The organism is Gemmatimonadaceae bacterium (genome assembly GCA_019637445.1).
In the GTDB taxonomy this organism is placed as follows: Bacteria; Gemmatimonadota; Gemmatimonadetes; order Gemmatimonadales; family Gemmatimonadaceae; genus Pseudogemmatithrix.
Map to the genome: position 1 here is coordinate 23,298 of JAHBVS010000003.1, position 13,306 is coordinate 36,603.

Genomic DNA, 13,306 nt, shown 5'->3' on the forward strand with positions numbered 1-13,306 from the left:
GCGAGTGCGTGCGGACCCCCACCTCTGTCGTCCGCACGTGATCTCTCTTCGCTCCCTCGCGGCCATCGCCCTCCTGGCGTTGGCGCTCGGCCCGGCCGCTGACGCCCAGTCGGTGACGATGACCGGCCCCGGTGGCCGCAGTGGCCGCGCGACGGTCGTCAGCGTGGCCCCTACCATAGATGGGCGCCTCGATGACGAGGCCTGGCAGCAGGCCACGGTGTTCACGGATTTCGTGCAGCGCGAGCCCGTCGAGGGCAATCCGGTCAGCGAGCGCACGGAGGTGCGCATCGTCACGGACGGCGTGGCGCTGTATGTGGCGGCCTGGCTCTACGACCGCGAGGCGGCGTTGATCGTCCCCAGCGAGACGATCCGCGACGTGACCCTGACGAACAGCGATTACTTCGCGTTCATCCTCGACACGTATCACGACCGGCAGAACGGCTTCCTCTTCGGCACCACGCCCTCGGGGATCGAGCACGATGCGCAGGTGATTCGCGAGGGTGAGGGCGGGGGCGTGTTTGTGGCGGGGCAGAGCCGCGCGCAGGCGGGCTCGTTGGGTGGCGTGAACCTGAACTGGGACGCCAACTGGACCGTGCGCACCTCGCGCGACGGCGAGGGCTGGTACGCCGAGTTCCGCGTACCGTTCTCGACGCTGCGCTACGGCGGCGGGGCGACGCAGACCTGGGGCCTGAACCTGATGCGCGGCATCCGGCGCCGGAACGAGGAGGCGCTGTGGTCGCGCGTGTCGCGGCAGTTCAGCATCAACCGGCTCTCGCAGGCGGGCACACTGGAGGACCTCGCCGTGCCCGCGCAGCGTATCGCCACCGTGACGCCGTACGTGCTCGGCAACTCGGCGCGCAACTACACCACGCAGTCGGCGTTCCGCGGCACCGGTGAGTTCGGCGTGGATGCCAAGTACGGCATCACGCCCAGCCTGACGCTGGATCTCACGTACAACACCGACTTCGCGCAGGTCGAGGTGGACGAGCAGCGCACGAACCTCACGCGATTTCCGCTGTTCTTTCCTGAGAAGCGGCCCTTCTTCCTGGAGAACGCCGGCGTGCTCTCGGCGGGCACGCCGCAGGCCGTGGACCTGTTCTTCACCCGACGCATCGGCATCGACTCGCTGGGCCAGCCCGTGCCGATCCTCGGCGGCGGTCGGCTTACGGGGCGCGTGGGCGGACTGACGGTCGGCGCCCTGGCGATGGTCACCGACGCGCAGAACGGCGTCGAAGGCAACGGCTACGGCGTGCTGCGCCTGCTGCGCGAGCTCTCGACGCGCTCGCGCGTCGGCGTGATGGCCGTGCAGCGCCAGCGGCGCGGCGACGGCGGCGACTTCAATCGGGTACTCGGCGTGGATGCGCGCGTCGGGATCGGGCAGGACTGGACGGCCGATGCCTGGGCCGGCCACTCGGAGACCCCGGGTCTCACAGGCGATCCCTACTCGTGGAGCGGCCGCGTGGCCTACGAGACGCGCGACTGGCGGCACTCGGTGCGCGTGCTGCAGGTGGGCGATGCGTTCAATCCCGAGGTGGGCTTCATGGCGCGGCCCGCCGGGTATCGCTTCGACGAGTTGATGTTGATGCGGTTGGTGCGCAATCCCTCGTGGCGGCACGTGCGCGAGTGGAACCCGCACATCAGCCTGCGCCGCTACGTGGGCACGGACGGATTCCTGCAGTCGTCGTGGGCGCACATCGACGTCACCGAGGTGCAGTTCAATGGCGGTGGTCGATTCGGGCCCGACATCAATGTGTACACGGAAGGCCTGCAGGTGCCGTTCGAGATTGCGCCGGGCGTGATCCTGCAGCCGGGCCAGTATGCGTTCTCGGTGCCGGGCCTCGACTGGGGCTCGGATCCCAGTGACGCGATCTCCTTCCTCGCGCGCCTCGAGGCCGGCCAGTTCTACTCGGGCACGAAGACCGGCGGCAACGTGGCCATCACGGCACGGCGCGGCGCGGCGTTCTCCTCGACGCTGACGCTGGACCACCAGGACGTGGACCTGCCGGAGGGCGACTTCGTCCGCGATTTGATTGGCCTCAAGCTCGCGTACTTCTTCACGCCGCGGATCTTCGTGCAGTCGCTGACACAGTACAACAACCAGGCGGAGGTGTTCACGGCGAACGTGCGACTGGGTTGGTTGAGCACGGCGAACACGGGCCTGTTTGTGGTGCTCAACGATGGCGAAGAGGCGGAGGGCTTCACGCGGTGGCGGCGACCCTTGGCGCGCTCGGTGACGGTGAAGTATTCGTACCAAGTGGGAGCAGCGAGGTAGCGTCGATGCCGATTCACTATCGGATCGATCCGACGACGCAGACCGTCTATGAGACCTGGACGGGCACGGTCAACGCCGAGCAACTCGGTGCGTACTGGAGCGCGAGCCTGCGCAAGGACGAGTTTCTCACCTGCGGCAAGACGATTGCGGACGTGCGCGCGGCGGACGTCGAACTTGTCGGGGCGGACCTGCAAGTCCTCATCCAGGGCATCGCCGTTCCCCTGCTGGCGGGGCGGAGATGGCTCACGGCCGTGGTGGTGGCGTCGCCCTCTCAGTTCGGCACGGCGCGTCAGTATGAGGTATTCTCCGAAGTGTTCAGTACGGGCGGCATCTTTCATGATCTCGAGAGCGCCGAAGCGTGGCTGGCGGCGCAGTCGGAAGGCAGATGAGAGCGCAGGCTCGCACGAGACCCGGCTGGGCCTTACCGCTTGCGTTGGTGGCTCTCACGGTGACGGCGGGTGAGGCGATGATGGCGTCTCCGGCACCCGCGGCGGCGCCGATGGGCTCGCGCGACGGCGCCGCGGCCGAGGTGCGTGTCGTGATGCGTGGCCAGCGCTTCTTCCCCGCGCGCGTGGAATCCACGGTCGGCGACACAGTTGTGTTCGTGCTGGAATCCGGCGCGCCGCACAACGTGGCCTTTGAGCGGGACTCGATTCCGGCGGGCGCGCTCTCGCCGCTCGCGCGTGCGCTCGGGGGAGACGAGAAATACCTCTTCTCGAAGGACATGGTGCTGATTCCCGGAGAGACGATCGCGGTGGCAACCGCGGAACTGCCGCCTGGCCGCTATGTGTTCTACTGCGCGCCACACTACGGCGGCGGGATGCGCGGCGAGCTCGTACTACGCGCGCGTTGACGCGGATGCATTGACGCGGCTGCATTGACGCGGCTGCCGGTCGCCGCGTAGCAGCAAAGCGGGGCGCGTCGGCGATTCCTTCGCCCACGCGCCCCGCAGTCTCATCCGAGCTCGTGCTACTCCAGCCCCAACGCCCGCAGCACCTCCGGTGGCGGCGGATCCCACTTGGGCAGGGCCGTATTCCCGATGTACCCGATGTCGCGCATGCCCGCATCCGTCGTATAGAACGCCGTGGACACCAGGTTCCGCACCAGCGAGAAGAACCGCGCCCCGGTGCGATGCTCGGGCTTGGCCTTCGGCAGGTAGCAGATGTCATCGCAGATGGCGGTGCGCTGCGCCGCCGTGATGCGATGGAACGGCGCGCCATACCGCTGCTGGCTCTCGATGTTGATCCAACTCACGCCGCCGCGCACCCGTACGAGGTCGCGGGCGTAGTTCTCACCCGGCGCGCTGACGTGCTCGTTGATGTACTGGTGCGCGCCGACCGCCGTGGCGCTCGGCGACTTGGCATCCGCGGGGATGATGGTGTCCGCCAGCGCGGCCAGCGTCGTCATCTCGGCCGCCGTGAGCAGGCGCGGCCAGTCCTTCTTGGGTCGGATGAGGTCCGGATCCCAAGCATCGCCGCGCGGGACGCCGGGCGCCGGCTGTCGTCCTTGCTGGCCCTGCGCGGGACGCGCCGCTGCCGCGCCTTGTCCCTGCGCGCCTGCCTCGCTCGGCGCGCCGAGTACGGGCAGCGCCGCCGCGGTGGCAATGACCTTGAGCGCCTCGCGACGCTTCATGCCGTCCTTCGCGTCCCCGGTTTCCGTGGGGTGCCTCGGAGTGTCACTCATCAGCCGATCTCCCGCGTGCGCAGCTGCTCGAGGATGTAGTCCGTGGTGCGCCAGGCCAGCGCGAGGATGCTCAGCGTGGGGTTCTTGTCCGCGTTCGACACGAAGGGCGCGCCGTCGGTGACGAAGAGATTCTTCACGTCCCACGACTGGCAGTACTCGTTGAGCACGCTCGTGCGCGGGTCGCTGCCCATGCGGCAGGTGCCGACCTCGTGGATGATCTGCCCGCCGCGCGCAATCGCCCGGTTGCCGTCCGTCTGCGGCTCGGAGCTCGGCGTGCCGCCCATCGACCGGATGATCTCGGCGAAGGTCTTCTGCATGTGCACGGCCTGCTTGAGCTCGTGGTCGCTCCACTTCCAATGGAAGCGCAGCACCGGGATGCCCCACTGGTCGACCGTGTCGGGGTCGATCTCGCAGAAGCTGTCCTCGTTGGGGATCATCTCGCCGCGGCCATCGAACCAGACGTAGGTGCCATAGTGGCGACGCGCGGCTTCCTTGAACTTCGTGCCGTAGGAACCCTCGGTGAGGTTCTCGAGGAAGTTGAAGCTGCCGTTGCCCGGCATCCCGCGCCCACCGCCGAACTCGATGTGATAGCCGCGCGCGAAGTCGAGCTTGCCGCTCATCTGATCCTTGTAGCCCCACCACGGCATGTAGAGGTGCATGCCCGAGGCGCCGTCGTTGTTGTGCGGCGGCAGGCCCTCGAGGGCAGGGATGCGGCCGCCCAGTCCGGCGCCGACCGTGTCCATCAAGTACTTGCCGACGAGCCCGCTGGAATTGGAGACGCCGTTGGGATTCCGTGAGCTCTTGGAGTTAAGCAGGATGCGCGCGGTCTCGGCGGCGCTGGCCGCCAACACGACGACGCGCGCCGAGACGTGCCGGTCCTGGCGCGTGCGCTTGTCGATGTAGCTCACGCCCGTGGCCTTGCCGTCGGGGCCGACGCTGACCTCGCGCACCATCGCGTCGGTAATGACGCTGACGTTGCCCGTGGCCACGGCCGGCGGCAGCAGCACCGTGGTGCTCTGGAAGTTGGCCTTGATCGAGCAGCCCCATCCGCAGGGCGTGGCGTAGAAGCAGGCCTGCCGCGAGCGCATCGACTCGGCGAGCACGCGCTGCGCGAGCGGATTGTTGGGGAAGAGGCGGCGGGGAAGGCGATCCGCATCCTGCCGCTGCGTCATGATCGCGAGGTGCGCCGGGATTGTCGGGATGCCCAAGCCGGTGGCGTGCTTGTGTACGAGCCGCTCGACAGCGCGCGGCTCGGGCGCCGGCATCAGGACGCCGGGTGACGAGCGCGGGGTGTTCTCGAGGTCATCGTCGCCGCCGTAAACGCCGATGAGCATCTCGGTCTTGTCGTAGTACGGCGCGAGGTCTTCATATGAGAGGGGCCAGTCGGCACCCAGTCCGTCGCGGGTCTTGGGCTTGAAGTCGTACTCGCCCATGCGCAGCGAGATGCGGCCCCAGTGGTTGGTGCGGCCGCCGAGCATTCGCGAACGCCACCAGAGGAAGGAGCTGCCGGGCGCGGTGGTGTAGGGTTCGCCGGGGACTTCCCAGCCGCCATCGACCGTGGCGTCGTAGAAGCCGAAGGGCTTCTCGCGGCTGCCGGCGCCGCGCAGTGGGGCCTCGCGCGGCAGCTTGAACATCGGCGTCTCACGCGTGGGATCGTAGTTCCGGCCCGCTTCGAGCACGAGGACCTTGAGGCCGGCCACGCCGAGCTGGAAGGCGGCCATGCCACCCCCCGCGCCGGAGCCGACGATGATGACGTCGTAGCTGTCCTGCGACTTCGCGGCACTGCTGGTCACGTCCACTCCGGGGGCAGGTGCGGGCTCTGCGGTCAGCGACCGCGACGGGCGTCCACTCGGGCAACCATTCGGGGACCAACTGCGGCAGCCATCCGGGCCGCCACTCGGGCGAGAACGTAGCATTTGGAAGCGGCGATGTGAAGGCGCGCCGTGGGCATTCCGCGATGCCGCGCGGGACGGTACACTCTCCGCCATGAGGCATCGCAGAGTCGTGGGAATCGGCGTGGCCGCGCTTCTCCTGCCCGTGATGGGACTGGCGCTCGTCTACGGATTGAGCGAGCGCCGACTTCGCACGTTTGCGCCGCCGCCAGCCTTCACGGCAGCGATCCCGACCGACTCCGTGTCGCTGGCGCGGGGCCGCCATCTCCTCCGTACGCGGGGCTGCTTCGGTTGCCACGGCGATCAGTTGGAGGGGCAGGTCTTTGAGGAGTGGGTCTGGGTGAAGCGCGCGGTCGCCCCCAACCTTGCCCGGCACGCGCGGGCGCACGACGCACAGACGCTGGCCAACGCCATCCGCGCCGGTGTGGGCGCCGATGGCCGTGCGCTGTGGTCGATGCCCTCGTACAACTTCCGCCATCTGCCGGACGAGGACATTGCGGCGATCATTGGGGCGCTGCGTTCGGCAGAGGTCATCCAGGTCGAGCATCCAGCGCCAGCGCTCGGCTGGACCGCACGCTGGGCGGTGCTTACCGATGACGCCGGGCACATGGCGGACTGGGCGGCGCGGGTTCCGCCGCTGCAACTCGGCGACTCAGACGACCCGCAACTCGTCCGCGGCGAGCGACTGGCGATGACGACCTGCAATGAGTGCCACGGGCTCGACCTTCGCGGGGCCTGGGTCGAGGGAGACATTGCGCCTCCCGACCTGGCAATCGTCGCGGGCTACAGTCCGGAGGAGTTCACGACCCTGATGCGTACCGGGGTGCCGAAGGACGGACGCGACCTCGGCCTGATGGCGATGGTCGCCAAGGACCGATTCGCCGCGTTTTCGGACGATGAGCGCCGCGACCTGTACGCGTATCTGCAATCACTGCCGTCGCGGCCGATCGCGACGGGCGTCTTCTGGCGGCCGGGGCGGTAGCAGGCGCGCGCAGGATTGGCGCTCAGTCTGCCGATACTTGGGGCGATGCCCCATCTCCACTACGATTCCGCCAGCGCCGCCGCCACGGTGATGCGCGACGCGCGTTGGAATACCACGCGCCTCGCGCGCCGTGTGCTCCTGTGGTTTGGCATCCCGATCACCATCCTCGAGGTCGCGCCCACGGTCGTTAGCCCGCTCGGCGTGGATGGGTGGAACCTGCTGGAGCTGGTCGCCGTCGTGGCCACGGTGATCCTGCTGTATCGGATTCCCGCACGGCGCGTGCGCGATTCGAGCCGCGTGCTCGTCGTCGGACTCGGCGCCGTTGCGGTCTGCGGCATTTTTCATAGCGGTCCGAAGATGGCGACCGGCACGGTGTTGATCGGTTGGGTCTTGGCGACCGTGTTCTATGCCCGAAACGTGTGGTGGCCGACTGCGGTCGTGACGGCCACGATGGTCGTGTCGGTCTACGGTGTGCGCAGCGGCAATCTCGGATTCCGTTGGGAGGACCAGTGGAGCGGCAGCGCCTGGCTGATGTCGGTCGTCACCGTGGCGGTCACGACCTTCGCCATCGCCTCGGCATTCGCGTTTGTCATCGACCGGCTCGAACGCGCCGTGCGCGACCACGCCGAGGCACGGCGCCTGGCGATGGAGGCGCATCACGAGCGCGAACTGGCGCTGCAGACGGCGGCGCAGGCGCAACGATTGGAATCGCTGGGCCGACTCGCCGGCGGCATCGCCCACGACTTCAACAACGCGGTCGGCGTGCTGACCCTCGCGCTCGAGGAACTGCGGCACGATCCCGCTCCAGAGGACCGGGCGCGCCTGCTCGACGATATCGGCCGCGCGGCGCGAGGGGCACAAGCGACGACACGGCAACTGCTCTCCTTCGCGCGGCAGGGCAGTGCGCCTGGCGGCCGCTGTGTGCCGGGCGCCGTGGTGTCGTCGATGGCACCATCCCTCACCCGGCTCTTTCCGGCGCATATCGTCGTGCGCACCGACGCCAAGTCCCGCGAGGCCGTGGACTGCGCGGTCGGGGAGTTGGAGCAGATCCTGCTGAATCTCTGTCTCAATGCACGCGACGCGATGCCCGAAGGCGGGATGCTGACGCTCCGCGTGCGCGATGTGACGGCACTGGAGGGCGGCAAGGCGGCGACGCACCGCGTGTCGATCGAGGTCGTGGACAGCGGTTGCGGAATGGACGAGGCTGTGCGGCAACGCGCGCTCGACCCATTCTTCACCACGAAGCCCGCCGGTGTTGGAACCGGGATGGGGCTGGCGATGGTGGGTTCGAGCATCACGGCGATGGGTGGCTCGATCGAGATCGATTCCGCGCCGGGTGCCGGCACGACCGTCCGACTGCTGCTGCCCTGCGCCAAGGTCAGCGCGACGCCGATGGGCACGGCCACGGTCGAGGACGACTGGCCGGAGGCCGGCGCGGGCGATACGCCCACCATCCTCCTGCTCGAGGATGAACCCTCACTGCGGCGACTGCTTGAGCGAGGGCTCACGAAGGCCGGATTCGCCGTACGGACCGCGGGCAACGTGGCCGAGGCGCTGCGGGAACTCGAGCGGATGCCCAAGGTGAGTCTCGTGCTCACCGACGCGGTGCTGCCGGACGGAGGCCCGCGGCCGTTGATCGAGCGGTATCGTCAGCGCTTCCCGGACGGCCGCGTGCTCGTGTGTTCCGGCTATGTGCCGGAGGACGTCCTCCTCGAGGGCATCGAGAGCGCGTCGCTGGCCTTCCTGCAGAAGCCCTTTGACACCGCGACGCTCGTCGCCAACGTCCGCCAGCAGTTGGACGCGCCGCTGCCTCGCGAAGTGGCCGTCCCGCAGTCCTGAACCGCGGGGCGTCGCGCGCCGTCCTGACGACGCGCTAGCGCAGCCTGCTGAGGACCAGGGCGGCCGCCGCCACCACTGCGGCAATCACCGCCACGATGGCCAGCGCGATGCGCCGCGGCGACGCGTGCCCTTCATAGCGGCGCAGGCTGATGGGGTCGATATCCCCTCGGTTCAGTCGCACGGTGTGCTCGGTCTCGAGCACGCCGGACATCAGTTCTTCCACGGATCGCTGTTCGGTTGCGGGCATCGGTGCCTCCGGTCGTCCCCGGGGCAGCGCCCGCAGTCGCGGGCGATCCCGGTGAGTATCGGACGCGCGGCCGGAGACTGAAGTCACCGGCCGCGCTCTGGGGCACCCGAACAGAAGGCGATGCCGGAGGCGGCCCTACGCGAAGACCCGCTGCGCCTCGGCCAGTGACTCGAACGGCGCACGCTTGGGGATGAACTCGTGCGCCACGTAGCCGGTGAACCCCGTCCCAGCAATCGCCTGCGCGATGCGGCGGTAGTTCAGCTCCTGCGTGTCGTCGATCTCGTTGCGGCCCGGCACGCCGGCCGTGTGGTAGTGCGAGATCAGCGGCGAATAGCGCTCAATTGTGCGAATCACGTCGCCTTCCATGATCTGCATGTGGTAGACGTCGTACAACAGCCGGAAGCGCTCCGTGCCGAGCCCGCGCGCCACTTGCGCCGCCCACTCCGTGCGGTCGGCGTGATAGTCGCGATGGTCCACCTTGCTGTTCAGCATCTCCATCACCAGCGTGACGCCGTGTCGCTCGGCGGCCGGCACGATGCGCTTGAGGCCGGCCACGCAGTTGGCGATGCCCTCGCCGTCGGACATGCCGCGCTTGTTGCCGGAGAAGACGATCATCTGCGGGATGCCCGCCGCGGCCACGAGCGGGAGCAGGCGTTCGCTCTCCGCCACGAGGCGGTCGTGCAGGTCTGGACGGTTCCAGCCATCGACAATCGGGCCTGGGCCGTTGGCGACGGCGCAGCGCAGGCCGTGCGCGATGGGCACGCTCCACTCGTTCTCGGACAGCAGGTCCACCGCGTGGAGGCCGATGCGCTTGGCCTGCGCGCAGAGTTCGTCGAGCGGCGTGTTGGCGAAGCACCAGCGGGCCACGCTTTGGCGAAATGGGACTTCGCGCGCTGGCGTGGGGAGCGCGTCGAGTTCGCGCGCCGCATCGGATCGCGTCGCGCCCATCGCATCGGCTGCGTTCACGAGCGGCGCGGCCGCGGCCGCCGCGAGTACCCCCGCGCCCTTCACCAGCACCTCGCGTCTCGTCGGACTCATAGCTCGCCTCGATTCATACGCTCCACCACGCGGGCCGCCGCCCGCGCCGTCAACGCCATATAGGTAATGCTGGGATTCTGACAGGCCGAGCTGGCCATGCAAGCGCCGTCGGTGACGTGCACATTCGGCACTTCCCACAGCGCGTTGTTGTCATCCAGCACCGATACCTCGGCACTGCGTCCCATCCGGGCGCCGCCCATCTCGTGGATGCACAGCCCAGGGGGAATCTCCGTGCGGTTCTGTCGGATGTTCGTCGCCCCGGCCGCTTCGAGCATCTCCGTCGCCGACGCGGCCATGTCGCGCATCATCGCCCGCTCGTTCTCGCTCCAGCGGCATTCAATGTGAAGCGCGGGGATGCCCCACTTGTCGGTCTTGGTCGGGTCCAAGGTCGCGGCGTTCTCGGCGCGTGGCAGCATCTCGCCCCAGCCGTTGATGCCGATCGACCAGGAGCCCAGCTCGCTGGAGATCCGGCGCTTGTACTCGGCACCGCCGCCATCGCCGCCCCAGCGGCCGCGCCCACCGCCACCCTGCATGCCGTAGCCACGCAGGAAGTCGGCGCTCTGCGGCGAGCGCTTCGTGTTCCGGAATCGCGCCACGTAGATGCCGTTCGGCCGGCTGCCCTGCGTGCGACGGTCCTCGAAGCCGGGCATCGTCCCGCCCGCGCCCCAGAGGAAATGGTGGTCCATGATGTACTTGCCCAAGGTGCCGGAGGCGTTGCCCATGCCCTGCGGATGCGCGCTGCTCCTGGAGTTGAGCAGGATGCGCACCGACTCCAACGCCGAGGCGCAGAGGAAGATCACGCGCGCCTCGAAGACTTGTTCCTCGCGGGACTGCGCGTCGATCACCCGGACGCCACTGGCGAGACCCGTGCGCGGATCGTGCACGACCTCGGCCACCACGCTGTGCGGACGCAGGGTGAGTCGGCCGGTGGCTTGAGCGGCCGGCAACGTCGAGCCCAGCGACGAGAAGTACGAATGCGTGACGCAGCCGCGCTCGCAGGGCCCGCAGTAGTGGCAGGCCGCACGCCCATTGTGGTTGCGCGTGAGGATCGCTGCGCGGCCGATGGTCATCACCCGCTGGCCATTGAACGCGGCGAGGATCTTCTCTCGCGCGTGGCGCTCGACGCAGGTCATCTCCATCGGCGGCAGGAAGTCGCCGTCGGGGAGCTGGTCGAGACCTTCCGTCGCGCCCGACACGCCGATGAAACGCTCCACGTGCGTGTACCAGGGCGCGATGTCAGCGTAGCGGATGGGCCAATCGGTGCCGTGCCCGTCGCGGGCGTTAGCCTCGAAGTCGAGGTCGCTCCAGCGGTAGACCTGCCGTCCCCAGGTGATCGAGCGACCCCCCACGTGTCGCCCGCGGATCCACTTGAACGGTGCGTCGTCCGGCGTCGTGTACGGGTTCTCGATGTCGTTGACGAAGAACTTGTGGCCGAACTCATCGCAGGCGTAGCACTCGCGCTGCACGGGCTGGTCGCGCTCGAAAGCCTTGCGGTCACCGTAGCCGCGGTAGCGCACTTCCCAGGGTCGGACGTGCTCGGTGTAGTCCGTGCGTGGGTCCACCGGGCCGCCAGCCTCAAGCACCAAGGTGTCGAGCCCGCGCTCCGTGAGTTCCTTGGCCGCCCAGCCACCGGAGATGCCGGAGCCGACCACGATGGCGTCGAAGGCGCGGCGCTGGCCGCGGGGCAGTTCGCGCGGCATCAGCGGTCGCCCTCGGACTGTGCCACCGGCGCACATCCATAGTAGGCCTGGTGAAACAGTTGCGAGCGGAACACTTCGCGCTGCACCCGCTCGCTAGTCACCCAACCGTGCACGGTCCAGGACTTGAGGCGTCGGAAGGCGCGCTGACCAAGGCTTGCCGTGCCCACGCGCGACTCAGCCCAGGCGATCTCGGACTGCTGCTGTGCGAGCGTGAGCGCCGGCCAGGCCGCGCCGTGCGTGCTGTTGGCGCGCCGGTCGAGCTCGACGATCCCTACGTGCAGGTCGCTGCGCTCCTCGTCCGTGAGCCACTCCGCGGCAAGGATCTCGATGAACGCGGGCACCTGGACATCGAGCGCGCCCGGCGTCTCCGTGCGCGGCAAAATGGCGTCGGCAATCGCCGCGATGGTGGCGCGCTCGTCGGCGCTCAAGACGCCTTGGCCGGACGGGCCGACCTCGGCTCCGCGGGCGAGCGCGGCGCGCGTCCACTCGGCCGAGGGCAGCTCGGCGCGCGCGGCGCGGGGCAGGGCAGCAACGCCGGCAATGGCGAGGAGGCTGCGACGAGACAGCGACATCGGATGCGTGGATTCGGGGGAGGGGACACCAACAGCGCGCGGGCAAACGTGCCACGTGAGGCAGACCCCCGCCAGAGCGACACGCTGGGCAATCGGTAGTGGCCTCGCGTCCTCGGCCGCCCTCTCACGTGATCGCACGAGATCGCCTCTTGGCGATCCCCATTGCCCCCCGATGTCGGGATTCCCGCCCACCCCGCGCATCCCTTGGTGTTCACCCCCTCACACCACTGGAGCAGACAATGACTTCGACTCGACGTGACTTCCTGGACAAGCTGATGGTAGGCGGGCTGAGCGCGAGCGGTCTCGCGCTTGGGCTCGGTGCACTCCCCGACGTGCTGGCGGCCGCGGACCTCGCCGGCGCGCCCTCGGCGCGTTCGCGCGACTGGGACGTGAGCTGGCCGCAGCAGCTCACCGGCCGCGTGCGCAGCGTGTTCGACGTGCCGGAAGTCGAGCGCGGCTACGGCGTCTGGCGCGCCACCATCTGGGCCAAGCAGTACGAGGGCGTGATGGGGGTGCCCTTCGCGCAGCTCTCCACCGCGCTGGTCCTGCGGCACAACGGCATCGTGCTGGCGATGAAGCAGGAGTTCTGGGACCGCTACGGCGTCGCGAACCCGACGATCGAGCATCCGCTCACCGGCAAGGTGATCACGAAGAACCCCGCGCTGCTCGGCGAGGGCGATGGCGTGCCGGAGCCCTATGCCTCGTTCGCGCTGCCGCACTTCATCGCCCGTGGCGGCGTGGTGCTGGCCTGCGATGCGGCCCTGCGCATGCTGATGGTGCCGCTGGTCGTGGTCAAGGACGGCGTGAGCGCCGAGGAGGCCCGCGAGCGGGCGATTGCCGGGCTGATTCCGGGTGTGCGCCTGCAGCCGTCGGGGATCTTCGCCGCACTGCTGGCGCAGCAGCAGGCCAAGGCACTGTACATCCGGGCCAGCTGAGGCGCGGGGAGGGTCCAGCGCCGCGCGCATGCGGCGTCTGGCCCCAGGGAAGTGAGTCGCCTGATTGAATCGACGGGCGGAACTGGGGAGATTTCCCCCGTTCCGTCCGTTGCTCGTTTCCGCGCCCGCCTCGTCGCGCCGATTCA

At 68.9% G+C, this 13,306-nt stretch carries 12 protein-coding genes; 6 read left to right on the top strand and 6 right to left on the bottom strand.

What is annotated here, in order from left to right:
- The first annotated feature begins 37 nt into the window (after window positions 1–37).
- From KF709_13050 to KF709_13060, 3 genes are read left to right on the top strand one after another with little or no spacing between them, the layout of a single operon-like run.
- Window positions 38–2,272, top strand: a complete 2,235-nt coding sequence (locus tag KF709_13050; protein MBX3175335.1) for a carbohydrate binding family 9 domain-containing protein — start codon at window positions 38–40, stop codon at window positions 2,270–2,272.
- A 5-nt stretch (window positions 2,273–2,277) separates the two neighbouring features.
- Window positions 2,278–2,661, top strand: coding sequence for a hypothetical protein (locus KF709_13055; protein MBX3175336.1), 384 nt, complete (start codon window positions 2,278–2,280; stop codon window positions 2,659–2,661).
- Between the two features lie 47 nt (window positions 2,662–2,708).
- Window positions 2,709–3,125 carry a hypothetical protein gene (locus KF709_13060; GenBank protein ID MBX3175337.1) on the top strand — a complete coding sequence of 139 codons (417 nt, stop codon included), beginning with the start codon at window positions 2,709–2,711 and terminating at the stop codon, window positions 3,123–3,125.
- Between the two features lie 116 nt (window positions 3,126–3,241).
- Here the strand turns inward: KF709_13060 and KF709_13065 are convergent, their stop codons facing one another.
- Window positions 3,242–3,955, bottom strand: a complete 714-nt coding sequence (locus KF709_13065; GenBank protein ID MBX3175338.1) for a gluconate 2-dehydrogenase subunit 3 family protein — start codon at window positions 3,953–3,955, stop codon at window positions 3,242–3,244.
- Window positions 3,955–5,871: a GMC family oxidoreductase gene (locus tag KF709_13070; GenBank protein ID MBX3175339.1), complete on the bottom strand. Its 1,917-nt coding sequence runs from the start codon at window positions 5,869–5,871 to the stop codon at window positions 3,955–3,957. The genes KF709_13065 and KF709_13070 overlap by 1 nt, the downstream gene beginning before the upstream one ends.
- Before the next feature lie 70 nt (window positions 5,872–5,941).
- Here KF709_13070 and KF709_13075 point away from each other — a divergent pair, with 70 nt between their 5' ends.
- Window positions 5,942–6,829 (top strand): c-type cytochrome, encoded by an 888-nt coding sequence (locus tag KF709_13075; GenBank protein ID MBX3175340.1) that lies wholly within the window; start codon window positions 5,942–5,944, stop codon window positions 6,827–6,829.
- A gap of 45 nt (window positions 6,830–6,874) precedes the next feature.
- Window positions 6,875–8,668, top strand: a complete 1,794-nt coding sequence (locus KF709_13080; GenBank protein MBX3175341.1) for a response regulator — start codon at window positions 6,875–6,877, stop codon at window positions 8,666–8,668.
- Window positions 8,669–8,702: 34 nt separating this feature from the next.
- Here the strand turns inward: KF709_13080 and KF709_13085 are convergent, their stop codons facing one another.
- From KF709_13085 to KF709_13100, 4 genes are all read right to left on the bottom strand, one after another.
- The gene (locus KF709_13085) at window positions 8,703–8,915 is read right to left on the bottom strand and encodes a hypothetical protein (protein ID MBX3175342.1); all 213 of its coding nucleotides are present in this window, start codon (window positions 8,913–8,915) and stop codon (window positions 8,703–8,705) included.
- A 135-nt stretch (window positions 8,916–9,050) separates the two neighbouring features.
- Window positions 9,051–9,863 carry a TIM barrel protein gene (locus KF709_13090; GenBank protein MBX3175343.1) on the bottom strand — a complete coding sequence of 271 codons (813 nt, stop codon included), beginning with the start codon at window positions 9,861–9,863 and terminating at the stop codon, window positions 9,051–9,053.
- Between the two features lie 86 nt (window positions 9,864–9,949).
- The gene (locus tag KF709_13095) at window positions 9,950–11,653 is read right to left on the bottom strand and encodes a GMC family oxidoreductase (protein MBX3175344.1); all 1,704 of its coding nucleotides are present in this window, start codon (window positions 11,651–11,653) and stop codon (window positions 9,950–9,952) included.
- Complete coding sequence (locus KF709_13100; GenBank protein ID MBX3175345.1) at window positions 11,653–12,225, bottom strand: gluconate 2-dehydrogenase subunit 3 family protein; 573 nt, start codon at window positions 12,223–12,225, stop codon at window positions 11,653–11,655. Before KF709_13100 ends, KF709_13095 begins: the two co-directional genes overlap by 1 nt.
- Window positions 12,226–12,464: 239 nt before the next feature.
- Here KF709_13100 and KF709_13105 point away from each other — a divergent pair, with 239 nt between their 5' ends.
- Complete coding sequence (locus KF709_13105; GenBank protein ID MBX3175346.1) at window positions 12,465–13,160, top strand: hypothetical protein; 696 nt, start codon at window positions 12,465–12,467, stop codon at window positions 13,158–13,160.
- The last annotated feature ends 146 nt before the right edge of the window (window positions 13,161–13,306 follow it).